The following is a 24,532-nucleotide window of genomic DNA, read 5'->3' on the forward strand; positions in this document are numbered from 1 at the left end:
CCCGACCGGTTGCGGAAACGCAGGTCAGGCCGGCTCATTTGCTTTCTGCCTGTTTGAGTTCCAGCACTTCTTTAGGCGTGACCATGTCGCCCTTGTTGTTGCCCCAGGCGTTGCGTTCATAGGTCACGACGGCGGCGATATCGACTTCCGACAGTTGCTTGCCGAACGCGGCCATGGCGGTGCCGGGCTTGCCATGGAAGACCAGGCTCAGGTGATCGGCCTTGGGACCGGTGGCGATTTTCGAACCCTTGAGTGCCGGGAACATCGGCGGCAGGCCCTGGCCTTCGGCCTGGTGACAGGCCACGCAGGTGGTGTGGTAGATCTTGTCGCCACGTTCCTTGAGTTCGTCGAGGGTCCATTCCTTGCTGGTCAGTTCTTTGAGCTGCGCGGCTTCGGCTTTGCGTTCGGCCAGCCATTTCTCGTAGTCGGGCTTGCTCTTGACCTCCACCACGATCGGCATGAAGCCGTGGTCCTTGCCGCACAGCTCGGCGCATTGGCCGCGATACAGGCCGGGCTTGTCGACGCGGGTCCAGGCTTCGTTGACGAACCCCGGGATCGCATCGCGCTTGACCGCGAACGCCGGCACCCACCAGGAGTGGATCACGTCGGCGGAGGTCACCAAAAAGCGCACCTTGGCGTCGACCGGCAGCACCAGCGGCTTGTCGACTTCCAGCAGGTAATGCTCGCCCTTGGCGCTCTGGTTATGGATCTGTTCGGCGGGTGTGGCCAGGTTGCTGAAGAACTCGACGTCCTGGCCCAGGTACTTGTAGTGCCACTTCCATTGGTACCCGGTGATCTGGATATCGATCTCCGATTCGCTGGAGTCGTACATCTTGATCAGCGTGGCGGTGGCTGGAATCGCCATGGCCACCAGGATCAGGAAGGGCACGATGGTCCAGAGGATCTCGACGCGGGTGTTTTCGTGGAAGTGCGCGGCGTTCTGGCCGGTGGAGCGGCGGTGCATCATCATCGACCAGAACATGGCGCCGAAGACGATAAGGCCGATGACCACGCAAATCCAGAAGATGGTCATGTGCAGGTCGAAGACTGCGTTGCTGATTTGTGTCGCTCCAGGCGCCATATTCACAGTCCAGGCCGCTTGTGCCGGACTGAAAATCGACCACAACAGGAGGCCCATCCATACGTGTGGATGTCGCGTCATTGCGGGTTCCCCTTATCGTTCTTGTTATCCCGTAGGCGAAACGCCTGCGGCAAGGGAGAGCGGCTCCATCAGACTGCGAACTCCACCGCCGTGCCTTGCTGCTTATGCATCGGGTGTCATCAGCTAACTCCATTCAAGACCGAGTATAGACAGCGACTCCAACCTCGCAACGCGATGGCGTAAATCGTTTGATACAGACGGGGCTTGCGCCAGAGCCCTTGAATGGAGAAGGATGCTCACCTGTGTGATGGCAAATGGATATAACTGCTGTGTATCAAGGAAGGGATGGTTTATGAAAAATAGGTCTTAGGAGTGTCTTTTCGCCAGCTAAGTTATGTCTTCCCTATTTCATTGCCTTTGTTTCCTGGAGTTGTCATGAACACCGCCGCATTGCGCGAGCAGATCCAAAAAGCCCAACAACATGAAGCCCAGACCGGCCAGCTGACCCGTCAGTTGCAAGTCCAGTTACCCAGCCTGCACCGTGCGATCCAACTGCCGGAAGCGAACGCCAACGCCGTGCTGGCGCGTTTTGTTTCTGCCTACATCTATGAAGTGCCTGATTTGCTGGATGCGGCCAATGACGTTGCCAGGGAAGCGGGCATCGAGTCGCAGATCAAGCCGGTGTTGAAAATCGCCGAACAGTATTTCCTCCAGCCGCCGGCGATCATGACCGGCCACGTCGGCCTCGACAGCCTGCTGGACGAAGCCTACCTGGCGCATCGGTTCGTCGAAGAGGTCAATGACCTGTACATCAAGCATTTCGGCCAGCCACTGATCCCCTTGGACATGACGGTCGCCAACCTGATCGCCCACCAGTTGATCGGCGAGGAATTTGCCAATCAGCTCGATGAAGTGGTGCACCACGCCTTCGATGAAATGCTCAACGAAGAAACGTTCGCCCTGGAATCGGTGGAAACGTATCGCGAGAAACTGAGCAGTCCGGACACCGGCGCCGCCTGGAAGCGCTGGCCGTGCATGTCTCGCCGCCTGGGCGTGGGCCTGGAGCTGGAGCCGCCTGCGGCTTGAGCCACTGAAATATCGGATGTCCACAAAACCCTGTGGGAGCGAGCCTGCTCGCGAAGGCGATGTACCAGGCAACCTATTTGTTGGCTGATACACCGCTATCGCGAGCAGGCTCGCTCCCACATTGGATTCAGGGTGTCAGGACGCCATTGCCCCCATCCCCACCGTCGTCCGCAACCGCCCTTCCAGCCGACGCTTGAGCCCGCGGGATTCGATCAGCAGCTTCGCGCCTTTGCTGGCGTTGGCCCGGCCCCATTCCTCCAGCAACTCCAGGCACGAATGGTCGATGTAGCTCAGGTTGTTGAGCGGCACGTGCACGGTCGCGCCAGCGGGGATGCTGCCCAGTACCTGGGTCAGCGCCGGGACTTTCAGGAACGTCGCCGCACCCACCAGGCGCAGTTCCATCTCACCTTCCTCGGGCAGATCGATCAGGCTGATTTTCAGGCGCGAGGCTTTCCAGGCGAGCTTGACCAACGTCAGGCCGAAACCGACCAGAACGCCCGTGAGCAGGTCGGTGAAGATGATCGCCAGGGCCGTCGCCGCGTAGGTGAACATTGGCATCCGGCCATAACGGCCCAGGCCACGAAAGGCCTTGATGTCCACCAGTTTGAAACCGGTGTACACCAGCACGCCCGCCAGGCTCGCCACCGGAATGCTTTGCAGCACGCTGGACAGCAACAGCACGAAGAGCAGCAACCACAGGCCATGGAAAATCGTCGACATCCGTGTGGTCGCCCCGGCCTGGACGTTGGCCGAGCTGCGCACGATCACGCCCGTCATCGGCAAGGCGCCGAGCAGGCCGCAGAGCATGTTGCCGATGCCTTGGGCCGACAGTTCCCGGTCGAAGTCCGCCCGCTCGCCGCTGTGCATGCGATCTACGGCGGCGGCCGACAGCAGGGTCTCGGCGCTGGCGATGAAGGCGACCGCGAACGCGGCGATCAGCAGCGTAGGGTCGGCCAGGTTCAGCAGGTCCGCCGGACGCAGCCAGTCGATGGCTTCGGCCAGGTTGTCAGGCACCTCCACACGCTTGACCTGCAAGGCCAGCAGCAGGCTGGCGATGGTGGCCAGGCCCACGCCCAGCAGGGCGCCGGGAATGAAGCGCAGGCTGTGGGGGCGAAGCTTTTCCCACAGCCACATCACGGCAATCGTCGACAGGCCGAGCAGGCCGGCTTGCCAGCCGAAGGACGGCAAGGCCTGGGCCACCGCCGCCGGGAACGCCGCCAGGTTATCCAGCCCCGAGGGCTTGGGTGCCGCGTCGAGCATCACATGGACCTGCGACAGCACGATCAGCACACCGATACCGGCGAGCATGCCGTACACCACGGCAGGCGCGGTCACGCGGAACCAGCAACCCAGGCGAAAGCGCCCGGCAAGCAGTTGCAGGAAACCGGCCAGCAGCAGGATCGGCCCGAGCATGGTCACGCCATGCTGGCGCACCAGTTCGAAGACCAACACCGCCAACCCGGCGGCGGGACCGCTGACTTGCAGTTTCGAACCGGCCAGGAAACCTACCACCAGGCCACCGATGATCCCGGTAACCAGGCCTTTGGCGGGCGGCAGGCCGGAGGCGATGGCAATGCCCATGCACAGGGGCAGCGCCACCAGGAACACAACCACCGAAGCCAGCAGCTCCCGTGGCAGAACAGCTTTCAATTGAGCAGCACGCATGGCGACTCTCCCGAAGTTTTTTTCAGGCATGGCGAGGCCCTACCGCGCAAATAGCGGTAAGGCTGAACCACACAAGGATGTTTAGGAGCGGTTAGAAGCGCGCTTTGGGCGTCGCCACCGGTATCGGATGGCAGCCATCGAGCGGTCGGAAGCAGTTCTGCTCCGCGTCAAAGGCTTTGATCTCGCTGGTTTCGATGTTGTACACCCAGCCGTGGATGAACAACTGGCCGCTGGCCATGCGAGAGGCCACCGAGGGGTGCGTGCGCAAATGCTGCAACTGTGCGATCACGTTTTCTTCGGTGAGGATGGGCATGGTCTGTTTTTCGTCGCCGCAAGGGCAGTTGTCATGGACCATGGTCTTGGCGACTTCGGCGTGGCGCAGCCAGGCCTTGACCGTCGGCATCTTTTCCAGGGTGTCGGGGTTGAGCACCGCGCGCATGGCGCCGCAATCGGAATGGCCGCAGACAATGATGTGTTGCACGCCGAGGGCCAGCACGGCGTACTCGATGGCAGTGGAGACGCCGCCGTTCATTTGCCCGTAGGGGGGAACGACGTTGCCGACGTTACGGGTCACGAACAGGTCGCCGGGGGAACTGTGGGTGATCAACTCGGGCACGATGCGCGAGTCGGCGCAGGTGATGAACATCGCCCGGGGTTTCTGGGAGGTGGCGAGTTTCTTGAAGAGCTCTTCCTGCTGGGGAAAGATCTCATGATGGAAATGCAAAAAGCCGTCAACGATATGCTGCAGCGCTGCATCGGCGGTCTCCGCCTCTGGTTGGGCTGAAGCCGACGCAGCCAACGGCTGTTTATCCTTGTCACTCATGATTCATCCTCTTTGAGACGCCAGTGGCTGGTTAAAAAACGTCCAGGTCGACATCGACGACCCGTCAGTCACTCGCTGAACAAGGTAGCGGCCGAAACTTAACTCAAACTGAAATCGGAGGCTCTAGGTCAACGATTGCAGGGGTGGCGAAACACTGGCGCGGATCATCTCCAGCCGCTACCCCAAGGTCAACTTTAATCAAATCAACGACATCTGTCGGCCCGGCGGACAAAAGGCGTCGCAATCGAGACGGTAGCCTTCGCGTCGATCAAGCCCCAGGCGCTTGAGTGCGCGGGTGAAACGCTGGGCCAGCAGGTCGGCGAAAGGCCCTTCGCCGCGCATTCGCGTACCGAACTGGCTGTCGTACAGCTCGCCGCCACGGCTCTGGCGCACCAGGCTCAGCACATGGGCGGCGCGCTGTGGGTAATGTGCCTGTAGCCATTCCTCGAACAGCGGCGCCACCTCCAACGGCAGGCGCAGCATGACGTAGGCGGCATTCTGCGCTCCGGCAGCGTGGGCCTCGGTGAGCAGGCTCTCGATCTCGCTGTCGTTGATCATCGGGATCATCGGCGCACACAGCACGCCCACGGGAATGCCCGCTTCACGCATCACCTTGATCGCCCGCAACCGGGCCTTGGGCGCCGCCGCGCGGGGTTCGAGGATGCGCTTGAGTTCATCGTCCAGGGTGGTGAGGCTGATCATCACGTGGACCAGCCGTTGCTGCGCCAGCTCGGCCAGCAGGTCCAGGTCGCGCAGGATCAGCGAACCCTTGGTCACGATGGTCAGCGGATGCCGATAGCGCAGCAGCACTTCGAGAATCCGCCGGGTGATCCGCTGTTCGCGTTCGATCGGCTGATAGGGGTCGGTGTTGGAACCCAGCGCGATCGGCGCGCAACGGTAGCCACGCCGTGACAGTTGTTCTTCCAGCACATCGGCGGCGTTGGTCTTGGCGATCAGCTTCGTTTCGAAATCCAGCCCCGGCGACAGGTCCCAATAGGCATGGCTGGGTCGTGCGAAGCAGTAGATGCAGCCGTGTTCGCAGCCCCGGTACGGGTTGATCGAGCGGTCGAAGGGGATGTCCGGCGAGGTGTTGCGGGTGATGATGGTCTTGGCTTTCTCGATGCGCACTTCGGTGCCTTGGGTGACCGGCACTTCCTGGTACCAGCCGTCATCTTCGGCCACCGAGCGATGGGGCGCGAAGCGGTTGTGCGGGTTGGTGACGGTGCCCCGGCCACGGGGAGGAAGAGAAGCGGACATGGCGAAACTCCGAAAACTGTATGTGCATACAGTATTCGCTGGATTCGAATCCGGCCAGTGCCGTTGGGCAGTCCGCCCGGCCGGGCAAGGGCCTGATGCACAATTCACGACACTTTGACGTCCTCCCTACAGGTTTTTAACGAGGCCTGGCAGATAATGGGCGCCTTGAACCTTTCGTTTCGGTCGCCCCCGCATGCTTAAGCTCTGCTCCCGCTCCTTGATGTGCCTGGTGTTGTACCTCGGGGTTGTCCAATCCCCGGTCCAGGCCGCTGATGAGGTTGAGGCAAGGCCCGCCGATTGGGCCCAACCGGTGGACAAAAGCTACAACTTCTACCAGATGTCGCCCACGCTCTACCGCAGCTCCCTGCCGGACAGCGGAGCGTTGCCGCTCTTGGCGAAACTCAAGATCGGCACGGTCATCACCTTCCTGCCGGAGTCGGACAAGCGCTGGCTGTCCAGCCCCGGTATCGAACAAGTGCAATTGCCCTACCGCACCAATCACGTCGACGACAGCGACATCCTTCGGGCCCTGCGCGCCGTCCAGGCGGCTGAAGCCAAGGGGCCGGTGCTGATGCACTGCAAGCACGGCTCGGACCGCACCGGGCTGGTGGCCGCCATGTACCGGGTGGTGGTCCAGGGTTGGAGCAAGGAAGACGCACTGAACGAAATGACCGAAGGCGGTTTCGGTGAAAGCCATCACTTCAAGGACGGCGTTCGCTACATGATGCAGGCCGATGTCGACAAGCTGCGCACCGCATTGGCGAACGGCGATTGCAGCACCAGCGTGTTTGCGCTGTGTTCCCTGGAAAGCTGGGTCAACTCGACCACGGCCCCTTCGCACCTCGATCCACAGGCGGCCCTGCCCAAGCCGTGATCAGCGTTTGTCCAGGAACGCCTGGATGGAGTCGGCCAGCGGCCGCGAATCGCCTGGCCCGAACAGCGTCTCGCGCAGCGCCTGGCCGGTTTCCCGATTGAACAGCCCGTCGCGCTTGAATCGCTGGAACACGCTTTTCGCCAGTTCCCTGGACCAGGCGTAGGCGTAGATCCCGGCGCCATAGCCGGTCACCAGGTAGTCCAGGCCATTGGGCCAGCGTTCGCCGGGCCACACCGGCAGGTGCCCGACCTCTGCGCTGACCTGATCGAAGATCTGTTGGGCGCAGCGGCCATCGCCCTGGCTGCGGTGCAACTCCATGTCGAACAGCGCATCACGCAGGAACGCGGCGGTGTCCCAACTGGTCTGGGTATCGAGGTAAACCAGCAACTGTTCGGCGATGTCGTCCGGCAAGGGCTCCCCGGTGCGGTGATGTTTCGATACCCGAATCAGGCATGGCTTGGAAGAACACCATTGCTCGAACAGAACCCCGGCGAATTCGGCTGTGTCCCGGGACAACTCGGAGATCCCCGAGATGTCGCGGTATTCGGCGCGAGTCAGCAGGTGGTGCAGGCAATGGCCGAATTCATGGAAGAGGATCCGCAGTTGCCGATGATCCAGCAACACCGGGTCGGCCCCTGAGCTGCGTGGCAACCAGCCATGCAACACGGCGACCGGATAGCGGGGCCGGCCTTCGGCGGTGATGCGACGGTTGCGCAGGGTGGTGGTGTTGGGGAAACCGTCCTGGCCGGGGTTCTCCAGCGGGTCGAAATACAGGTAGCCGAGGGGTTCGTCCCCTTCGCGGACTTCAAACAGGCGCACGTCCGGGTGCCAGGTCGCCGCATTCGGACGTTCCACGATGCTCACGCCGAACAGGTCCCTGGCGATCAGTAACAGCTGCGCAAAAGTCGACTCCAGCTCGAACCAGGCGCTGGCCACTTGCTCGGAAACACCGGTCGTTTGCCGACGAAGCTTTTCCGCCAGGTACTGATAGTCCCAAGGCTGGAGGTCGCTGAAGCCTTGCGTCTTGGCAAATGCCTTCAGCTGTGCGGTGTCCCGGACGAAGACGCTGCGTTGCTGGTCGAGTTGCTCGCGCAGGAACGACAGCACCTGTTCGGGCGACTCGGCTTGTTCGGGCCCGAGTGCCATGTGCGCGTAATCCGAATAACCCAGCAAGGTGGCGTGCCGATGACGGTCCCTGAGCAACTGCGCGAGGACTTCACCGTTGTCGAACACGCCGGCCTGTGGCCCTTGGTCGGATGCGCGGGTGCTAAAGGCGATGTACAGGCGTTTGCGCAGCAGGCGATTGTCGGCGTAACGGCTGACGATGCGAAACGACTCCTCGTTGAGGGTCAACCGCCAGCCCTTGCGCCCGACCTCGCGCGCCTGCTCAGCCAGGCGTTGCTTGAAAGGCGCCGGCAGGCCGCTCAAGGGTGCCTCGTCGTCGAACCCTTGGTGCCAGGCTTTATTGGCTTCGTGCAAGTGTTCCTGGAACAAGGTCCCGGCGCCCTGGATGCGCAGGGTCACGCTTTGCAGGTCGGCCTGGGCGCTGTGGGCCAATCCGTTCTGGCGAAACTGCCGGAGGATTTTTTCCAGCGTGCGTTTTCTTGCCGGTGTGAAATGCCGGGCGATCTGGCTGTTCGCCAATTGCTGGAAGCATTGGAACAGTTCGTGATGTTGTTTCAGCGACCGTTGGTAGTCGTGCAGGCGCTCGCTGCAATCGAGGGACGCCTGTGTCCAGTCGGCGCCGGTGCGGGTCAAGGTCAGCCGTTCCAGCACATAGCCGAAGCCTTTCAGGCGGGCGTGGATCTCATCCATCGCCAATACGAGGTCGTCCCACGTGGGAAACGGTGTCTGGGTCTTGATGATCTCGGCCACCTGCGCGCGACTCTCGGCAATGATCTGGTCGAGGGCCGGTGAGAAATGCTGGGCTTGGATCCGGGCGAAAGGGGGCAGGTCGTGGGCCTGCAACAGAGGATTGTCATCGTTGGGCATCAGCAGCCTTCCTTGGACTGAACGGGATCGACAGTCTGGGCAGGAAGCTGGGCGGCGGGGCGATATATATGTATCGCTTCCGGGCCGTGGGGCCCGGAAGGTGATACCGGATCATTCAGTCGGTTTTTTTCTTCAACTTGGGGTTGGGGAAAAACTGCACCGCCTGAACCTTGGCGTCGGGCACCTTGAGTGCCGAGGTGTTGACCCGGGTGCCCAATTCCTTGGGCACCGACAGGCCTTGCTCGTTGAGCGTGTCGGAGTAACCGCAGGCCACGCATTCGCGGTGCGGCACGCCGTCTTCGTTCCACATCATCAACTTGTCGGGCTCACTGCACGCCGGGCAGACTGCCCCAGCGATAAAGCGTTTCTTGGTAATCACAGGCCCCTCACTCATGCTGCTGCGCCCTCGGAAAGGCCGCTGTGGCGCAAGAGTGCGTCAATCGAAGGCTCGCGGCCACGGAAGTCGACGAACAGCACCATCGGCTCCTGCGAGCCGCCACGGGCCAGGATGGCTTCGCGGAAGGCGCGACCGGTGTCGGCGTTGAGCACGCCGTCCTCTTCGAACTTGGAGAACGCATCGGCCGACAGCACTTCCGCCCATTTGTAGCTGTAGTAACCGGCCGCGTAGCCGCCGGCGAAAATGTGCGCGAAGCTGTTGGGGAAGCGGTTGTAGGCTGGCGGACGCATGACCGACACCTCGTCGCGCACGCTTTCGAGCACTTGCAGCACACTGCGGCCGTCGCCGTGGGAGGCGTGCAGCTCGAAGTCGAACAGTGAGAACTCCAACTGGCGGACCATCATCAGGCCGGATTGGAAGTTCTTCGCCGCGAGCATTTTCTCCAGCAGGTCCTGGGGCAGCGGCTCGCCGGTTTCGTAGTGACCGGAAATCAGCGCGAGGCCTTCGGGCTCCCAGCACCAGTTCTCCATGAACTGGCTCGGCAGTTCCACGGCATCCCAGGCCACGCCATTGATGCCGGACACACCGGCATGTTCGACGCGGGTCAGCAGGTGGTGCAGGCCATGGCCGAATTCGTGGAACAGGGTGGTGACTTCATCGTGGGTCAGCAGCGCTGGCTTGCCGCTGTCGGCCGGGGTGAAGTTGCACACCAGGTTGGCGACCGGGCTTTGCAGCACGCCGCCTTGGGTACGACGCCGGTCACGGGCGCCGTCCATCCAGGCGCCGCCACGCTTGTTGGCGCGCGCGTAAAGGTCGAAGAAGAAGCGGCCGACGTGTTGGCCGTTCTCCTTGATCTCGAACAGGCGCACGTCCGGGTGCCAGCTGTCGAAGCCTTTCAGTTCGGCGATCTCGATGCCGTAGAGGCGTTGCACGATGGCGAATAGGCCGCCCAGCACCTTGTCGATCGGGAAGTACGCGCGCAGGGCTTCCTGGGCGACGCTGTAACGCTGCTGGCGCAGTTTTTCGCCATAGAAACCGCTGTCCCAGCTTTGCAGGTCAGGGCAGCCCTGTTCGGCGGCAAACGCTTTCAACTGCTCCAGGTCCTGGGCGGCGAACGGCTTGCTGCGCTTGGCCAGGTCGCGCAGGAAGCTGAGCACCTGGTCGCTGGATTCGGCCATCTTGGTCGCCAGGCTCAGCTCGGCGAAGTTGGCGAACCCCAGCAGGCCGGCCAGTTCCTGGCGCAGGTCGAGGATCTGCTCCATCACCGGGCCGTTGTCGTTCTGGCCGGCGTTCGGGCCCTGGTCCGAGGCGCGGGTGCAGTAGGCCGCGTAGACTTCTTCGCGCAGGGCGCGGTCTTCAGCGTAGGTCATTACGGCGTAGTAGCTGGGGAATTCCAGGTTGATCAGCCAGCCGTCCAGTTCCTTGGCCTGGGCTGCGGCGGCCATTTGCGCCTTGGCCGAGTCGGTCAGGCCGGCAAGAGCGGCCTCGTCGGTGATGTGCTTGGTCCAGGCCTGGGTCGCGTCCAGCAGTTGGTTGGAGAAACGGCTGCCTAGCTCGGACAGTTTGCTCTGCACCTCGGCGTAGCGCTGCTGTTGCTCGGGCGGCAGGTCGATGCCCGACAGGCGGAAGTCCCGCAGCGCGTGTTCCAGGATGGTTTTTTGCGCCACGTCGAAACCGGCGGCTTCGGGGCTGTTGGCCAGCGCCTCGTAGGCCTGGAACAGCTCGCGGTTCTGGCCCAGTTCGGTGGAATAGGCGCTGAGCGCCGGCAGGCAGGCCTCGTAGGCCTCGCGCAGTTCCGGGCTGTTGCGCACGGCATTGAGATGGCTCACCGGGCTCCAGGCGGCGCCCAGGTGGTCGTTGAGTTCGTCCATCGCCAGGACCAGGCCGGCCCAGGTTGGCTGCTGGCCTTGGTTCTTGAGGATCTGGGCGATGGCGGCACGGTTGTCAGCCAGGATCTGCTCGATGGCCGGTTGCACATGCTCGGCACGGATCGCCGAGAATGGCGGCAGGTCATAGGGTTGCAAAAGAGGGTTGTTCACGCTCACGGTTGGCACCTTGGCTGGAAGAAACACCGGCCCATCTTAATTACAATCGACGTTCACCGCAGCTATCACCGGATAAGAGAGAGCCTATCGTGACCCTTCGCACGTACCAGAACCACAGCCCGCGGCTTGCCCGTGGGGCATTTGTCGACAGCACCGCGGTGGTGATCGGCGACGTCGAAATCGGCGAAGACAGCTCTGTCTGGCCGCTGACGGTCATTCGCGGCGACATGCACCGCATCCGTATCGGCGCCCGTACCAGCATCCAGGACGGTTGCGTGCTGCACATTACCCACGCCGGCCCTTTCAATCCGGAGGGCTTCCCGTTGCTGATCGGCGACGACGTGACCGTCGCCCACAAGGTCATGCTCCATGGTTGCGCCGTGGGCAGCCGGGTGCTGATCGGCATGGGCAGCATCGTCATGGACGGCGCGGTGGTCGAGGACGACGTCATCATCGGCGCCGGCAGCCTCGTCCCTCCGGGCAAGCGCCTGGAGAGCGGCTTTCTGTACGTGGGCAGCCCGGTCAAACAGGCCCGGCCGCTGACGGACAAGGAACGCGCCTTTTTCACCTACAGCGCGGCAAACTACGTGAAGCTCAAGGACCTGCACCTGGCGGAAGGCTACGACCAGGCCTGAATCACCCTGTTACTACCGTGGCGAGGGAGCTTGCTCCCGCTTGAGTGCGAAGCACTCACAACTTAGTGATACTCCCCAGGACCAGCCATGCACTACCAAACAGTTCTCTTCGACCTCGACGGCACCCTCACCGACCCCCGCGAGGGCATCACCCGCTCGATCCAGTTCGCCTTGAGCAAACTGGGCATCGACGAGCCCGACCTGACCCGCCTCGAACACTTCATCGGCCCGCCGCTGTTGCAGGCCTTCATGCAGTTCTATGACTTCGACGAAGCGAAGGCCTGGGAGGCGGTGAATTTCTATCGCGAGCGGTTCAAGGTCACCGGCCTGTACGAAAACCGCGTCTTCGACGGCGTCATGCCGCTGCTGGAGACCCTGGGCGGCCAAGGGCGCCAGCTGTACATCGCCACCTCCAAGCCCTGGGTGTTCGCCCGGGAGATCGCCCGCCATTTCGACTTCGCCCGTCACTTCAAGGTGATCTACGGCAGCGAACTGGACGGCACCCGCACCGATAAAGTCGAGCTGATCGCCCACCTCGTGGCGCAAGAAGCCCTCGACCCGGCCAGCACCCTGATGATCGGCGACCGCAAACACGACCTGATCGGCGCCCGCAGCAACGGCCTGGACGCTGCTGCGGTGGGGTATGGATTTGGCAGCCCTGAAGAGCTGAGTGCAGAGAGTCCGGCTTATCATTTCCAGACGGTGGATGAGTTGCACCGGGCGTTTTTGCGGCATTAGTTCTATCGCCATCGCGGGCAAGCCTTGCTCCCACAGAACAAGCAGCGCCTGAAATACCTGTGGGAGCAAGGCTTGCCCGCGATGAGGCCCTTATGCACACAGCTTTAATCGAGTCAGACCCATACCGCATCCCATAATGGATAATCGCCCACTTTTCTAACCAGACCCGCTCGCAACGGATTTGCCACGATGTATCGCGCGACTGCTTGCAAATCGTCCTCCTTGCGAATGGCTCGGTCATGAAATCCCTCCTGCCAAAGCGATCCTTCCCGTTGCATCAATCGATTGAAGGCAACCGTGGTCCGAGACTTCGTTCGCGCGATCAGTTTGGGGAGTTCTATACCCTGCAGTTCGATCAGCCAGTGAAAATGGTCCGGCATCACTACCCAGGCCAACGAACGGGCAAATTGTTCTTCCTGAGCCCTTCGGAAGGCGTCAACCACCAAGCGTCCTGTCTCGAAGCGGCCAAAAAGCGGCTGACGACCGAGTGTATTCACTGTCAGTAAATAGATTTGTCCAGATTGCGAATAACGTCCGGATCGCAACCGTTGGGAATGAGGCCGTGTTGTCACAAGTGATCATCCTTAATCTGTCCTTTGGTTCAAGGCTAGGACAGCAGAAGTAGATCCGACTTGGAATGTTGGAGCAGGATGTGTCTGGGCTGACGCCATCGCGGGCAAGCCTTGCTCCCACAGGGGAAGGGTTCAAGGCCTGAACTGACTCGGCGCCACGCCGCTCCAGCGTACGAAGGCATGGCGGAAGCTGGCGGTTTCGCTGAAGCCCAGCCGTTCGGCGATTCGGTAGATCGGCAGTTGGTCCTCGCAGAGCATCTGCTTGGCCCGTTCGAAGCGCAGTTCGTCCAGCAGTTCCTGGTAGCTGACGCCCAAGTCCTTGAGGTGGCGACGCAGGGTGCGCGCCGAGCAGTTCATGTGTTCGGCCAGGCCTTCCAGCCCGGGGGCGGCGTCCAGTTGGGCGTCGAGCAGTTGGCGGATGCGTCCCAGCCAGGCCTGGCGCCCGGTGAATTCGGTGTTCTGCCGGCGGCAGCGTTCGGCCATGGCGTGATGGGTGATGGGGTCGGCCAGGGGCAAGGGTTGTTCGAGCCAGTGTCGGTCGAAGGCGAACGCGTTATCGGTGCTGTTAAAGCGCACCGGGCAATCGAACAGCGCTGTGTAGCGTTCCTGGTAATCGGGCGCCGGGTGTTCGAAGCGCGCTGCGCGCAGGGGCAGTGCATGGCCCAGCAGGTCGTTGCAGATGATCTTCAGTGAAACCATGCAGAATTCGGCGTTGAACACCGCCAGGGCCGGGTTCTCCCGATAATCGCTGGCGCTGAACCAGATGGCGTTGCCGTCGTCGTCCAGGTTCAGTTCGAAGAGTGTTCCCAATAACGCCGGATAACGCAGCGCCAGGCGCAAAGCGTCACCTAAGGTGGCACTGGTGAGCAGCGCATAACCGAGCATGCCATAGGACGACACGTGCATACGCAAGCCAAGCTCCAGGCCGATGTCGCGCTTGAGGGCGACGGCGTTGGCGCAGACTTGCATCTCTTGGTTGGTGGTGATGCGCGTATCGGCCCGGCTCAGGTCCGCCGTGCTGATGCCGCTGCCGGCCAGTAACGCATCGCTGGGCAGCCCTTCATTCTTGAAGGTGCTCAGTACCAGTGAGACGGCGTTGAGGGTGGTGAGGTGGGAGTGCAGCATGGGTGTTTCCAGCCAGGGGAGGCTGGAAATGGAGCAAGTTGTATGCCGCAAGGAGATGCCAAGGCAACTGAGGCTGTGGGAGCAAGGCTTGTCTGCGATGAACGATAACGCGTTTCACCTGGAGTCCCTGGGTGTCTGCATCGCGAGCAAGCTTTGCTCCCACAGTACCCAATCCCACAGCACCCGCCCTGTCAGCGGGGGTGTATCAGCTCAGCTCGCCGCACAAGTCCAGCTCTACCAGCCGCCGAACCTCTTCCTCTGGCAACCCTGCGCCGATCAACGCCTGCAGCTTGCCGAATGCGGCCTCACGGGTCATGCCGCCGCCGGACAGCACGCCAACGCCACGCAAGCGGCTGCCCGCTTCGTACACGTCCAGCTCCACGCCGCCTTCATGGCATTGGGTGACCGCCACGACCACCACGCCACGGTCCCGAGCGCGCTCAAGGCTGGCGAGGAAGGCCGGGTTGTCGCTCGGGCCGGTGCCGCTGCCGTAGCATTCCAGCACCAGGCCCTGGATGCCGCTGCCGAGCAGGCCATCGAGGATTTCGGCGCTGATGCCGGGAAACAGCGGCAGCGCCGCGATGTTCGCCAGTTGCTTGGGCTGGTCGTAGTTCAGCTGGGGCGGCAAGGCCGAGGCTTTGCTGCCGCCGCCCTGGCGCTCCAGGCGCTTGAACGGATGACGACCGAAGCTGCGCACTTTCGCGCAACGGGTCGGCGCCAGCAGCTCGCCGTGGAAGTACAGGTGCACGCCCGGCGCCAGGCCCTGGCCGAGGGCGACCAGCGCGCCGCTGAGGTTTTCCCAGGCATCGCTGTCGGTCACGCCGGCAGGGAGCATCGAGCCGGTGAAGCAGACTCGTGCATGCAGGCCCAGCAGCTGGAAGCTCATCGCCGCGGCGCTGTAGGCCAGGGTGTCGGTGCCATGCAGGATCAGCACGCTGTCACAGCCTTGCACGTCCACTGCGTCGACCACCGCTTCGCGCAGTTGCTGCCAGTAGGCCGGGGTCATGTTGGCGCTGTCGATCAGCGGCGACATTTCCCTGAAGCGCCATTGCGGGACGACGAGTTCCGGCTGGCTGTGCAGGTAGTCACGCATCCGCGCTTCGAAACCGGAAGCTGGGGCCAGGCCGTGGGCGCTGGCCTGCATGCCGATGGTGCCGCCGGTGTAGAGCACCATGACGTGCTGCGCGGCAGGGTAAGAGGCGGAATTCATTGATGGGTCTCCTGGACGAATGCACCTTGCGTCGCAGCATGCCTGCGTGCGCAAGGTGTGTCACGTCGAGTGGCAGGACGCCACTCGTTGCGGTCTGTCGCGGCGGGTGGCGGGGAGCCACCCGCCAGGGCGATCAGCGTTGCGTGGCAGGCGCGCCCTGGGCTGCGCCTTGCTCGCGTGGAGCCGATTGGCTTGGGCTGGTCGGCCAGGCCTTCAGGTCCAGGTCCAGATCGGTGAATTTGCTGGAGTCGAACACTGGCTGCTTGACGCCGGCGCGGCGCTGCTCGTCGTAGTCGCGCATCACGCGCAGGCCGACCTTGAACAACATGGCCAGGGCCATCAAGTTGACGAAGGCCAGGCAGGTCATGGTGATGTCGGCGAAGGCGAACACGGTCGAAAGGTCCTGCATCGAACCCCATACCACCAGCACCAGAACCAGACCGCGGAAAGCCATCAGCACGGCGCGGTTGCGGCTGAGGAACTGCAGGCTGTTCTCGCCCAGGTAGTAGTTATAGAGGATGCAGGTGAAGACGAACAGCGACAGCGCGACGCTGACGAACACGCGGCCCCAGTCACCAACCACGGCGGCCAGCGAGTTCTGGGTCAGGACGATGCCGTCACCTTCGAAGCCCGGGGTGTAGAAGCCCGACAGCAGGATCAGCAGCGCGGTGCAGGTGCAGATCACGAAGGTGTCGAGGAACACGCTGAAGGCTTGGACCACGCCTTGGGCGCCCGGGTGCTTCACGGCGGCCACGGCGGCGACGTTCGGCGCACTGCCCAGGCCTGCTTCGTTGGCGAACACGCCACGCTTCACGCCCATCACGATGGCGCTGCCGAGCAGGCCGCCGAAGGCTGGGTCGAGGCCGAAGGCGCTCTTGAAGATGGTTTCCAGCATGGCTGGCACGTGTTCGATCTGGGTGCCGATCACGTACAGGGTCACGCCGATATAGGCCAGGGTCTTGATCGGTACCAGCAGGTCGGACACCGCGGCGATGCGTTTGATGCCGCCGATGAAAGTGATGGCCAGCAGCACCGCCAGGACGATACCGGTGTGGCGTGGATCGAAGGCAAAGGCGTTCTGCAGCGAGTGGGTCACGGTGTAGGACTGCAGGCCGATGAAGGCGAAGCCGTAGGTGACCAGCAGCAGGATGGAGAACACCACCGCCATGCCTTTGAGCTTCAGGCCATGCTGGATGTAGTAGGCCGGGCCCCCGCGGTACAGGCCGTCGCCCTCGGCGCGCTTGTAGACCTGGGCCAGGGTGCATTCGAAGAAGCTGCTGGACATGCCCACCAGTGCGGTGACCCACATCCAGAACACGGCGCCCGGGCCGCCGAGAGTCACGGCGATGCCGACACCGGCGATGTTACCGGCGCCTACGCGACCGGCGAGGCTCAGCATCAGGGCCTGGAACGAGCTCAGCTGGCCTGCTTGGCCGTGAAGGGACTCTTTGAAGACACTGAACATGTGGCCGAAATGGCGGAACTGGACGAAGCGCGAGCGGATCGTGAAGTAGCTACCGAGTCCCACAATAAGCAGGATCAGCACTTTCCCTGAAAGGAAGTCGTTGATGACTTCGAGCATGGATTATTCCTCGCTGTTTTTTGTTTAAGCAAATACTGGCCATTGGAAACACCGTGTTACGACGGCCGACAGGCGGCTGGGCAGGTCAGGCGATGTTTCGTCCCGGTCCATTTCGCGGGTTGTTATTAGTTCGGGTTCGCATGTACCAGGGTTCGTCTGTTTACGACCCAACATGCGAAGAGGGGCGGCACTATACCTCTCAGTGCGGTGCTCGTCTGCACAGTTGTGGTGCGTCCGACGAAACGGACCCTTTAGTTACCTGGCCTTTCGGTCAGGTTCTTGTGGGTGCGAGTCGGCTCGAGATGGCTGGCGACGGGGGTTACAACGGCAGCTTGTCGTCGTTTATCACGAGTGGTCTCGTTCCTACAGGTTCGGTCATCCTCTTCGCTATCAATCAAAAAAAGGGCTTGGGGAAATTCCCCAAGCCCTCAAAAGGTGAGAGGTGTCTAGTCCCTCGACCTGGTGAGCGGTGGTCGCATCGATCACGCTTTGAGCGGAACCAGACGCGGGGCAATCATGTTTTCCGGGCGCAGGATGTCGTCGAGCATGGCGTCGTCGAGCAAGCCTTCTTCGCGCACCAGTTCCAGCACGCCGCGGCCACTTTCCAGGGCGATGCGGGCGATGCGGGTGGCGTTTTCATAGCCGATGTACGGGTTCAGGGCGGTGACCAGGCCGATCGAGTGCTCGACCAGTTCGCGGCAGCGCGCTTCGTTGGCGGTGATACCGACGATGCAGTGCTCGCGCAGCATGTCCATGGCCCGTTGCAGCAGGCGGATCGAGTCGAAGATCTTGAAGGCGATCAACGGTTCCATCACGTTCAGTTGCAGTTGGCCGCCCTCGGCTGCCATGGTCAGGGCCAGGTCGTTGCCGATGATCTGGAACGCGACCTGGTTGACCGCTTCCGGGATTACCGGGTTGACCTTGCCGGGCATGATCGAGCTGCCTGGCTGGCGGGCTGGCAGGTTGATTTCGTTGATGCCGGTGCGTGGACCGCTGGACAGCAGGCGCAGGTCGTTGCAGATCTTCGACAGCTTGACTGCGGTGCGCTTGAGCATGCCGGAGAACAGCACGAAGGCGCCCATGTCGGAGGTGGCTTCGATCAGGTCGGCGGCCGGTACCAGCGGCTGGCCGCTGATGATTGCCAGGCGCTGCACGGCCAGGGCCTGGTAGCGCGGGTCGGCGTTGATGCCGGTGCCGATGGCGGTGCCGCCCAGGTTCACTTCGGTGAGCACTTCAGGCGCCAGAGTCTTGAGGCGCGCCAAGTCTTCGCTCAAGGTGGTGGCGAAGGCGCGGAATTCCTGGCCGAGGGTCATCGGCACGGCGTCTTGCAGCTGGGTGCGGCCCATTTTCAGGACGTGGCTGAATTCTTCACCCTTGGCCGCGAACGCCTGGATCAGGCTGTCGAGGCTGGCCAGCAACGCGTCGTGGCCCAGCAGCAGACCCAGGCGGATCGCGGTCGGGTAGGCGTCGTTGGTGGACTGCGCCATGTTCACGTCGTTGTTGGGGTGCAGGTACTGGTACTCGCCCTTCTGGTGGCCCATGGCCTCCAGCGCGATGTTGGCGATGACTTCGTTGGCATTCATGTTGGTCGACGTGCCGGCGCCGCCCTGGATCATGTCCACCACGAATTCTTCGTGGAAATCGCCGCGGATCAATCGTGCACAGGCTTCGCTGATGGCAGCGTGCTTGGCTTCGCTGAGCTGACCCAACTCGCGGTTGGCGTCAGCGGCGGCCTGTTTGACCATCGCCAGACCGATCACCAGCTTGGGGTAATGCGAAATCGGGACACCGGAGAGGCGGAAGTTGTTTACCGCTCGCAGGGTCTGGATGCCGTAGTACGCTTGTGCAGGTACTTCGAGTACGCCAAGCAGGTCTTTTTCTGTACGGAACGATGCAGCGGAGGACATGATAGAAATCATCTCGATAAGGACCCGGGCTGAGCCGGAACGCTGTGGATCCTAGGCTTTCGAAAAAAAATGGGCCAATGCTGTTAAGCACTGCCCTATGCATATTCGGCATAATGCCCGCGTGACGCCGGCTCCACGGCGAACGTGTGACCTGTTTTGGTGCGTTTAGCGGGAGAAGAACATGAATCTTGAAAGCAAATGGCTGGAGGACTTCAGTGCCCTGGCCGCGACTCGCAGTTTCTCCCAGGCGGCCGAACGACGTTTTGTGACGCAGCCGGCGTTCAGTCGGCGCATCCGCAGCCTGGAGGCGGCGTTGGGGCTGACGTTGGTCAACCGTTCCCGCACCCCGGTCGAGCTGACGGCCGCCGGGCAACTGTTCCTGGTGACGGCGCGCACGGTGGTCGAGCAACTGGGCGAAGTGCTGCGGCATTTGCATCATCTGGAAGGCGGGCAGGGTGAAGTCATCCAGGTGGCGGCCGCCCACTCCCTGGCGCTGGGCTTCTTCCCGCGCTGGATCGCGCAACTGCGCAACGAGGGGATGAACATCGCCACGCGCCTGGTGGCCACTAACGTGGGGGATGCCGTGCATGCCTTGCGTGAAGGCGGTTGTGATCTGATGCTGGCTTTCTATGATCCGGATTCGGCGATGCAGATGGACCCGGAAATTTTCCCCTCGTTGCACCTGGGCCAGACCGAAATGCTGCCGGTGTGTGCCGCCGATGCCGGCGGCAAGCCGTTGTTCGACCTTGAAGGCGAGGCCAGCGTGCCGTTGCTGGCCTATAGCGCCGGGGCGTTTCTGGGGCGTTCGGTGAACCAGTTGCTGCGTCAGCGGGCGCTGCGGTTCACCACGATCTACGAAACCGCGATGGCCGACAGCCTTAAAAGCATGGCCCTGGAAGGCTTGGGCATTGCCTGGGTGCCGCACTTGAGCGTGCGCGCCGAACTGGCCCGGGGCGAACTGGTGATCTGCGGCGGCTCGCAATGGCATGTACCGCTGGAGATCCGCCTCTACCGCTGCGCCCTGGTGCGCAAGGCCAATGTGCGGTTGCTGTGGCGCAAGCTCGAGGGTGGCGGGGTGCCGGGTGTGGCCGGTTCATAAGTACGGCTCAAACGCCTGTAGGAGCGGGTTTGCTCGCGAAGGCGGTGTGTCAGTCGCCACCTTCTGAACTGACACACCGCCTTCGCGAGCAAGCCCGCTCCCACAAAGGGATTCGGGGTGCTTGGACGCTGACCTGCGAGTCAATAAAACCGCCGCTTCGCCAGAAATGACAGATGGTCGCGACAGGGGCTGTTTATCTGCTTCATTGCGGTATACTGCGCGGCCTTCGGCCGGTCCAGATCGGCCATTATTCGTACAACAAGCCACGCCGGTTTCCTGCGTGGCTTGTTGTTTTTTGACGCGCCTGCGGGCGCCCAGAGAGAAGAGGCACGACGATGAGTGCACTGGTTGGCGTGATCATGGGCTCCAAGTCCGATTGGTCCACCCTTAGCCACACCGCCGATATGCTGGAAAAGCTCGGCATTCCTTACGAGGTGAAAGTGGTCTCTGCCCACCGCACCCCGGACCTGCTGTTCCAGTACGCCGAAGAGGCCGAAGCCCGTGGCATCGAGGTGATCATCGCCGGTGCCGGTGGTGCGGCCCACCTGCCGGGCATGTGCGCGGCCAAGACCCACTTGCCGGTGCTGGGCGTGCCCGTGCAATCGGCGATGCTGTCGGGTGTCGATTCGTTGCTGTCGATCGTGCAGATGCCGGCCGGTATTCCGGTCGCGACCCTGGCCATCGGCAAGGCCGGCGCCATTAACGCGGCCCTGCTGTCGGCGAGCATCCTGGGCGCCAAGCACCCACAGTTTCATGCTGTGTTGAAAAAATTCCGTGCTGAGCAGACAGACAGCGTCCTGGACAATCCAGATCCACGCATTGCCTGAGGTGGTTGACGAATGAAGATCGGTGTAATCGGTGGCGGCCAGTTGGGTCGCATGTTGGCCCTGGCAGGTACGCCGCTGGGCATGAACTTCGCTTTCCTGGACCCGGCGCCAGACGCTTGCGCCAGTGCCTTGGGCGAGCATCTGCGGGCCGACTACGGCGACCAGGATCACCTGCGCCAATTGGCCGATGAAGTCGATCTGGTGACCTTCGAGTTCGAAAGCGTCCCGGCCGAGACCGTGGCTTTCCTGTCCCAGTTCGTCCCGGTCTATCCGAGTGCCGAAGCGCTGCGCATCGCCCGCGACCGCTGGTTCGAAAAGAACATGTTCAAGGACCTGGGCATCCCGACGCCGGCCTTCGCCGACATCCAGTCCCAGGCCGACCTGGACGCCGCCGTGGCGGCCATCGGCCTGCCAGCCGTGCTCAAGACCCGCACCTTGGGTTATGACGGCAAGGGCCAGAAAGTCTTGCGCACCCCTGAAGACGTGGCCGGTACGTTTGCCGAGTTGGGCAGCGTGGCATGCCTGCTGGAAGGTTTTGTGCCGTTCACCGGGGAAGTCTCGCTGATCGCCGTGCGTGCCCGCGACGGTGAAATCCGTTTCTACCCGTTGGTGCACAACACCCACAAGGAAGGCATCCTCAAGCTGTCCGTCGCCAGTACCGACCATCCGCTGCAAGCCCTGGCCGAAGACTACTCCAGCCGGGTGCTCAAGCAGCTCGACTATGTCGGCGTGATGGCGTTCGAGTTCTTTGAAGTGGACGGTGGCCTCAAGGCCAACGAAATCGCTCCGCGCGTGCATAACTCCGGGCACTGGACCACCGAAGGCGCCGAGTGCAGCCAGTTCGAAAACCACCTGCGGGCGGTGGCCGGGCTGCCGCTGGGGTCCACCGCCAAGGTCGGTGAAAGCGCGATGCTCAATTTCATCGGCAAGGTGCCTGATACCGAGAAGGTCCTGGCCATCGCCGACTGCCACCTGCACCACTACGGCAAGGCGTTCAAGGCCGGACGCAAGGTCGGCCATGCCAACCTGCGCTGCGCCGACCGGGCGACGCTGGCCCAGCAGATCATCAAGGTCGAGGCGCTGATCGCCGAGCAATAATCTGCAATAAAGGTGGAACCATTCGTCGGCCGAATTTTCTGATGGCTAGGTGCCAAAGCCTGACTAGGCTTTGAGGTAAGCATCTCAACCAGAGGGGAAATGCCATGGGAATCATTGGAACCATCTTTATCGGCTTGATCGTCGGCTTGCTAGCGCGTTTCCTGAAACCGGGCGATGACAGCATGGGCTGGATCATGACCATCCTGCTCGGTATCGGCGGTTCGTTGGCAGCCACCTACGGCGGCCAGGCCCTGGGCATCTACCAGGCCGGTCAAGGCGCTGGCTTCATCGGTGCCCTGGTGGGCGCCGTCGTGTTGCTGGTGATCTACGGCCTGATCAAGAAAAACTGATTCAATGCGACAAAGCCCTCTGCGCGTGGCGCGCGCGGAGGGCTAGAATGCTCGCCTTTCAATTGTCGAGCCCTGTCATGCGCCGTCTAGTCTTGACCCTTCTATTGCTGGGCAGTGGCCTGGCCCACGCTGGCGAACTGCCGGAAACCGACTGGCTCGAACTGATGCCCAAGTCGGACCAGAAAGCCCTCGAGGCCATGCCCGAGATCGACCACGACTCCCCGGAAGCCAACGGTACCTTCACCGAAAAAGGTGGCCTGAAGCAAAGCAAGGGCTTGCCGGCGGTGATGTATTCGACCAAGACCGTGGCGTCGATGAACGACAAGAACATCCGTATCGGCGGTTACCCGGTGCCACTGGAAACCGACGCCAAGGGGCGCAGCACGCTGTTTTTCCTGGTGCCCTACCCCGGCGCCTGCATCCACGTCCCGCCACCGCCGCCTAATCAGTTGGTGCTGGTACGCTATCCCAAAGGCCTGAAGCTGGACGACATCTACACACCATTGTGGGTGACCGGCACGCTGAAAATCGAAAAGGTCGACAACGACCTGGCGAGTGCGGCGTATGCGCTGGAGGCGCAGAAGGTTAGGGTGGTGCAGGACGCGGATTTGTAGGTCTGGTATTAGTCCACAAGGGGATTTTCAGTGTGTGTCAGAGCGGCTTGCTACAGAGGCTCACACCCAAGGTATGGCGGGCTTGCGGCAGTAACGTCACCACGTCGTCCATCACGTTCGCCGTCTCGATGCACAGCATGCCCTGCCAGCCGTCGTCGGCCATGTCGCTGAAGGCCTTGGCGCGTTCGGTCCAGGGGTTCCAGATCACCGCCGAGCGCGAGCCGCTGCTGGTCAGTTCGATCCGTCGTGCCCAGCGCGGGTCAACGATGCTCAGCTTCGGCGGGGTGTCGAGGTAGATGCGGTCGGTTTCGCCGGCAAAGTGCAGGTTGCCGGCCTGGGTGACGGTTTTCCAATCGTCCAGGGTCTCGATGTAGTTCAGGCCGTCCACCCCTTCGACCTGCACTTCGCGCACGTCGCTGACGGCAAAATAACTGTGCAGGGCCTGGCTGAGGCTGACGGTTTCGCTGCCGCGGTTATGGCTGGTGAGGTGGATGTGCAGTTGCTCGTCCATCACGATGGTCAGCGTCAGGTCCACTTGATGGGGCCAGCCCGAGAGACCATTTTGCGGGTAGGGCAGCACGAACTCCACTTTCAGGCCTTCGCCCTGGGCTTCGATCCCCTTCAGTTCCCAGTCCATCGCCCGCACCAGGCCGTGGGCCGTGGCCGGGTCGTTGCTCACGCGCATGGCCTGCACGCTTTCAGGGTTGCGCGTCAGGTTGCCGAACCACGGCCAGCACACCGGCACGCCCGCGCGGATGCTCTTGCCGGCCTTGAAGGTGGCCTGGTCGTTGAGCCAGATCAGTGGCGGTTGGCCGTCCACTTGATAGCTGAGGATATGTGCGCCTTGCTGGGCCACCAACAACTCGGCCTGAGCGTGGCGGATGCGCCAGGCGTTCAGTTCGTCCAGTTTGACGGCTTCGACATGGGGCGTAGGCATGGTGCAGATCTCACTCGGGAACAGGGACAGCAATGGACCGCAAAAGCGGCGCCGCGTTTAACGGGCGCGCGGCGGAACCGAGCGAGTACGACCGCTGCCGTCGATGGCAACGAAGACAAACACCGCTTCGGTCACTTTGCGCCATTCGCTGGACAGTGGGTCGTCGCTCCAGACCTCGACCATCATCTGGATCGAGCTGCGGCCGATTTCCAGGGTCTGGGTATAAAACGACAGCTGTGCACCCACGGCCACCGGCACCAGGAAGGCCATGCGATCGATCGCCACGGTGGCCACGCGTCCGCCGGCTACCCGGCTGGCCATCGCCGTGCCGGCCAAGTCCATCTGGGACACCAGCCAACCGCCGAAAATATCGCCGAAGCCGTTGGTCTCGCGCGGGAGCGCGGTGATTTGCAAAGCCAGGTCGCCTTGCGGGATTGGATCTTCTTGTTCGAGCTCTATCATGCCGGGGGTGCCTCTGACCCGTAACTCTGTCTGGTGCTTCAGGTGAATAGCCGTCTTTGTAAAAAACGATTCAGCCCGAACATGCGGCGTTCGTCACGTTTTTCGTAAAGGCGTGCCAAAGGGAAACTCTGCGAA

General features: G+C 62.3%; 23 protein-coding genes. 9 read left to right on the plus strand and 14 right to left on the minus strand.

Going from position 1 to position 24,532, the window contains the following annotated elements:
* Window positions 1-34: 34 nt before the first annotated feature.
* A complete protein-coding gene (gene coxB / locus ACODSJ_RS00975; protein WP_489099944.1) occupies window positions 35-1,162 on the minus strand; it encodes a cytochrome c oxidase subunit II in 1,128 nt (375 codons plus the stop codon).
* Window positions 1,163-1,537: 375 nt separating this feature from the next.
* On the opposite strand from coxB, the gene ACODSJ_RS00980 reads away from it, so the two are divergent.
* The gene (locus ACODSJ_RS00980; protein ID WP_489099945.1) at window positions 1,538-2,188 is read left to right on the plus strand and encodes a hypothetical protein; all 651 of its coding nucleotides are present in this window, start codon (window positions 1,538-1,540) and stop codon (window positions 2,186-2,188) included.
* Window positions 2,189-2,323: 135 nt separating this feature from the next.
* Here ACODSJ_RS00980 and ACODSJ_RS00985 read toward each other — a convergent pair whose 3' ends face one another.
* The 3 genes from ACODSJ_RS00985 to ACODSJ_RS00995 all read right to left on the minus strand — a co-directional run bounded on the left by ACODSJ_RS00985 (window position 2,324) and on the right by ACODSJ_RS00995 (window position 5,933).
* Window positions 2,324-3,853 carry a SulP family inorganic anion transporter gene (locus ACODSJ_RS00985; protein WP_489099946.1) on the minus strand — a complete coding sequence of 510 codons (1,530 nt, stop codon included), beginning with the start codon at window positions 3,851-3,853 and terminating at the stop codon, window positions 2,324-2,326.
* Window positions 3,854-3,944: 91 nt separating this feature from the next.
* Window positions 3,945-4,676: a carbonic anhydrase gene (locus ACODSJ_RS00990; protein WP_489099947.1), complete on the minus strand. Its 732-nt coding sequence runs from the start codon at window positions 4,674-4,676 to the stop codon at window positions 3,945-3,947.
* Window positions 4,677-4,874: 198 nt separating this feature from the next.
* The gene (locus ACODSJ_RS00995; RefSeq protein ID WP_489099948.1) at window positions 4,875-5,933 is read right to left on the minus strand and encodes a PA0069 family radical SAM protein; all 1,059 of its coding nucleotides are present in this window, start codon (window positions 5,931-5,933) and stop codon (window positions 4,875-4,877) included.
* A gap of 193 nt (window positions 5,934-6,126) precedes the next feature.
* Here ACODSJ_RS00995 and ACODSJ_RS01000 point away from each other — a divergent pair, with 193 nt between their 5' ends.
* Complete coding sequence (locus tag ACODSJ_RS01000) at window positions 6,127-6,807, plus strand: phosphatase domain-containing protein (protein WP_489099949.1); 681 nt, start codon at window positions 6,127-6,129, stop codon at window positions 6,805-6,807.
* Here ACODSJ_RS01000 and ACODSJ_RS01005 read toward each other — a convergent pair whose 3' ends face one another.
* The 3 genes from ACODSJ_RS01005 to prlC form a co-directional block, all read right to left on the minus strand.
* A complete protein-coding gene (locus ACODSJ_RS01005) occupies window positions 6,808-8,799 on the minus strand; it encodes a M3 family metallopeptidase (protein ID WP_489099950.1) in 1,992 nt (663 codons plus the stop codon).
* A gap of 115 nt (window positions 8,800-8,914) precedes the next feature.
* A complete protein-coding gene (locus ACODSJ_RS01010) occupies window positions 8,915-9,193 on the minus strand; it encodes a YheV family putative zinc ribbon protein (RefSeq protein WP_024778466.1) in 279 nt (92 codons plus the stop codon).
* Complete coding sequence (gene prlC, locus ACODSJ_RS01015; RefSeq protein ID WP_489099951.1) at window positions 9,190-11,241, minus strand: oligopeptidase A; 2,052 nt, start codon at window positions 11,239-11,241, stop codon at window positions 9,190-9,192. Before prlC ends, ACODSJ_RS01010 begins: the two co-directional genes overlap by 4 nt.
* Window positions 11,242-11,330: 89 nt before the next feature.
* On the opposite strand from prlC, the gene ACODSJ_RS01020 reads away from it, so the two are divergent.
* Together ACODSJ_RS01020 and ACODSJ_RS01025 are read left to right on the plus strand one after the other, a co-directional pair.
* Entirely contained in the window at window positions 11,331-11,876 is a 546-nt protein-coding gene (locus ACODSJ_RS01020; RefSeq protein WP_489099952.1) for a gamma carbonic anhydrase family protein, read from the plus strand.
* Window positions 11,877-11,963: 87 nt separating this feature from the next.
* On the plus strand, window positions 11,964-12,614 hold the full coding sequence (locus ACODSJ_RS01025) for an HAD family hydrolase (protein ID WP_489099953.1): 651 nt from the start codon (window positions 11,964-11,966) through the stop codon (window positions 12,612-12,614).
* Between the two features lie 113 nt (window positions 12,615-12,727).
* Here ACODSJ_RS01025 and ACODSJ_RS01030 read toward each other — a convergent pair whose 3' ends face one another.
* The 5 genes from ACODSJ_RS01030 to aspA all read right to left on the minus strand — a co-directional run bounded on the left by ACODSJ_RS01030 (window position 12,728) and on the right by aspA (window position 19,010).
* Window positions 12,728-13,186: an REP-associated tyrosine transposase gene (locus ACODSJ_RS01030; protein WP_489099954.1), complete on the minus strand. Its 459-nt coding sequence runs from the start codon at window positions 13,184-13,186 to the stop codon at window positions 12,728-12,730.
* Window positions 13,187-13,318: 132 nt separating this feature from the next.
* A complete protein-coding gene (locus ACODSJ_RS01035; protein ID WP_489099955.1) occupies window positions 13,319-14,311 on the minus strand; it encodes an AraC family transcriptional regulator in 993 nt (330 codons plus the stop codon).
* A gap of 205 nt (window positions 14,312-14,516) precedes the next feature.
* A complete protein-coding gene (locus ACODSJ_RS01040; RefSeq protein WP_489099956.1) occupies window positions 14,517-15,521 on the minus strand; it encodes an asparaginase in 1,005 nt (334 codons plus the stop codon).
* Window positions 15,522-15,654: 133 nt separating this feature from the next.
* Window positions 15,655-17,103, minus strand: a complete 1,449-nt coding sequence (locus ACODSJ_RS01045) for an alanine/glycine:cation symporter family protein (protein ID WP_489099957.1) — start codon at window positions 17,101-17,103, stop codon at window positions 15,655-15,657.
* 482 nt (window positions 17,104-17,585) lie between these two features.
* A complete protein-coding gene (aspA, locus tag ACODSJ_RS01050; RefSeq protein ID WP_489099958.1) occupies window positions 17,586-19,010 on the minus strand; it encodes an aspartate ammonia-lyase in 1,425 nt (474 codons plus the stop codon).
* A gap of 181 nt (window positions 19,011-19,191) precedes the next feature.
* On the opposite strand from aspA, the gene ACODSJ_RS01055 reads away from it, so the two are divergent.
* The 5 genes from ACODSJ_RS01055 to ACODSJ_RS01075 all read left to right on the plus strand — a co-directional run bounded on the left by ACODSJ_RS01055 (window position 19,192) and on the right by ACODSJ_RS01075 (window position 22,998).
* On the plus strand, window positions 19,192-20,109 hold the full coding sequence (locus ACODSJ_RS01055; RefSeq protein WP_489099959.1) for a LysR substrate-binding domain-containing protein: 918 nt from the start codon (window positions 19,192-19,194) through the stop codon (window positions 20,107-20,109).
* 335 nt (window positions 20,110-20,444) lie between these two features.
* Window positions 20,445-20,936 (plus strand): 5-(carboxyamino)imidazole ribonucleotide mutase, encoded by a 492-nt coding sequence (purE, locus tag ACODSJ_RS01060; protein ID WP_489099960.1) that lies wholly within the window; start codon window positions 20,445-20,447, stop codon window positions 20,934-20,936.
* 12 nt (window positions 20,937-20,948) lie between these two features.
* The gene (locus tag ACODSJ_RS01065; RefSeq protein ID WP_489099961.1) at window positions 20,949-22,034 is read left to right on the plus strand and encodes a 5-(carboxyamino)imidazole ribonucleotide synthase; all 1,086 of its coding nucleotides are present in this window, start codon (window positions 20,949-20,951) and stop codon (window positions 22,032-22,034) included.
* A 104-nt stretch (window positions 22,035-22,138) separates the two neighbouring features.
* Window positions 22,139-22,384: a GlsB/YeaQ/YmgE family stress response membrane protein gene (locus tag ACODSJ_RS01070; protein ID WP_008030708.1), complete on the plus strand. Its 246-nt coding sequence runs from the start codon at window positions 22,139-22,141 to the stop codon at window positions 22,382-22,384.
* A 77-nt stretch (window positions 22,385-22,461) separates the two neighbouring features.
* Window positions 22,462-22,998: a DUF3299 domain-containing protein gene (locus ACODSJ_RS01075; RefSeq protein WP_489099962.1), complete on the plus strand. Its 537-nt coding sequence runs from the start codon at window positions 22,462-22,464 to the stop codon at window positions 22,996-22,998.
* A 37-nt stretch (window positions 22,999-23,035) separates the two neighbouring features.
* On the opposite strand, the gene ACODSJ_RS01080 is transcribed toward ACODSJ_RS01075, so the two are convergent.
* Together ACODSJ_RS01080 and ACODSJ_RS01085 are read right to left on the minus strand one after the other, a co-directional pair.
* Window positions 23,036-23,935 carry a D-hexose-6-phosphate mutarotase gene (locus ACODSJ_RS01080; RefSeq protein WP_489099963.1) on the minus strand — a complete coding sequence of 300 codons (900 nt, stop codon included), beginning with the start codon at window positions 23,933-23,935 and terminating at the stop codon, window positions 23,036-23,038.
* Window positions 23,936-23,992: 57 nt separating this feature from the next.
* Complete coding sequence (locus tag ACODSJ_RS01085; protein WP_139641270.1) at window positions 23,993-24,397, minus strand: acyl-CoA thioesterase; 405 nt, start codon at window positions 24,395-24,397, stop codon at window positions 23,993-23,995.
* Window positions 24,398-24,532: the final 135 nt, after the last annotated feature.

This window comes from Pseudomonas sp. FG6 (assembly GCF_057809015.1).

What these genes read in the sequence shown, in the direction of transcription:
- ACODSJ_RS01025 (WP_489099953.1), top strand. Translation starts at nt 11,964, where the DNA reads ATGCACTACCAAACAGTTCTCTTCGACCTCGACGGCACCCTCACCGAC.
- ACODSJ_RS01065 (WP_489099961.1), top strand. Translation starts at nt 20,949, where the DNA reads ATGAAGATCGGTGTAATCGGTGGCGGCCAGTTGGGTCGCATGTTGGCC.
- coxB (WP_489099944.1), bottom strand. Translation starts at nt 1,162, where the DNA reads ATGACGCGACATCCACACGTATGGATGGGCCTCCTGTTGTGGTCGATT.
- aspA (WP_489099958.1), bottom strand. Translation starts at nt 19,010, where the DNA reads ATGTCCTCCGCTGCATCGTTCCGTACAGAAAAAGACCTGCTTGGCGTA.
- ACODSJ_RS00995 (WP_489099948.1), bottom strand. Translation starts at nt 5,933, where the DNA reads ATGTCCGCTTCTCTTCCTCCCCGTGGCCGGGGCACCGTCACCAACCCG.
- ACODSJ_RS01000 (WP_489099949.1), top strand. Translation starts at nt 6,127, where the DNA reads ATGCTTAAGCTCTGCTCCCGCTCCTTGATGTGCCTGGTGTTGTACCTC.
- ACODSJ_RS01010 (WP_024778466.1), bottom strand. Translation starts at nt 9,193, where the DNA reads ATGAGTGAGGGGCCTGTGATTACCAAGAAACGCTTTATCGCTGGGGCA.
- ACODSJ_RS01085 (WP_139641270.1), bottom strand. Translation starts at nt 24,397, where the DNA reads ATGATAGAGCTCGAACAAGAAGATCCAATCCCGCAAGGCGACCTGGCT.
- ACODSJ_RS00985 (WP_489099946.1), bottom strand. Translation starts at nt 3,853, where the DNA reads ATGCGTGCTGCTCAATTGAAAGCTGTTCTGCCACGGGAGCTGCTGGCT.
- ACODSJ_RS01080 (WP_489099963.1), bottom strand. Translation starts at nt 23,935, where the DNA reads ATGCCTACGCCCCATGTCGAAGCCGTCAAACTGGACGAACTGAACGCC.
- ACODSJ_RS00990 (WP_489099947.1), bottom strand. Translation starts at nt 4,676, where the DNA reads ATGAGTGACAAGGATAAACAGCCGTTGGCTGCGTCGGCTTCAGCCCAA.
- purE (WP_489099960.1), top strand. Translation starts at nt 20,445, where the DNA reads ATGAGTGCACTGGTTGGCGTGATCATGGGCTCCAAGTCCGATTGGTCC.
- ACODSJ_RS00980 (WP_489099945.1), top strand. Translation starts at nt 1,538, where the DNA reads ATGAACACCGCCGCATTGCGCGAGCAGATCCAAAAAGCCCAACAACAT.
- ACODSJ_RS01005 (WP_489099950.1), bottom strand. Translation starts at nt 8,799, where the DNA reads ATGCCCAACGATGACAATCCTCTGTTGCAGGCCCACGACCTGCCCCCT.
- ACODSJ_RS01075 (WP_489099962.1), top strand. Translation starts at nt 22,462, where the DNA reads ATGCGCCGTCTAGTCTTGACCCTTCTATTGCTGGGCAGTGGCCTGGCC.
- ACODSJ_RS01070 (WP_008030708.1), top strand. Translation starts at nt 22,139, where the DNA reads ATGGGAATCATTGGAACCATCTTTATCGGCTTGATCGTCGGCTTGCTA.
- ACODSJ_RS01055 (WP_489099959.1), top strand. Translation starts at nt 19,192, where the DNA reads ATGAATCTTGAAAGCAAATGGCTGGAGGACTTCAGTGCCCTGGCCGCG.
- ACODSJ_RS01045 (WP_489099957.1), bottom strand. Translation starts at nt 17,103, where the DNA reads ATGCTCGAAGTCATCAACGACTTCCTTTCAGGGAAAGTGCTGATCCTG.
- ACODSJ_RS01035 (WP_489099955.1), bottom strand. Translation starts at nt 14,311, where the DNA reads ATGCTGCACTCCCACCTCACCACCCTCAACGCCGTCTCACTGGTACTG.
- ACODSJ_RS01040 (WP_489099956.1), bottom strand. Translation starts at nt 15,521, where the DNA reads ATGAATTCCGCCTCTTACCCTGCCGCGCAGCACGTCATGGTGCTCTAC.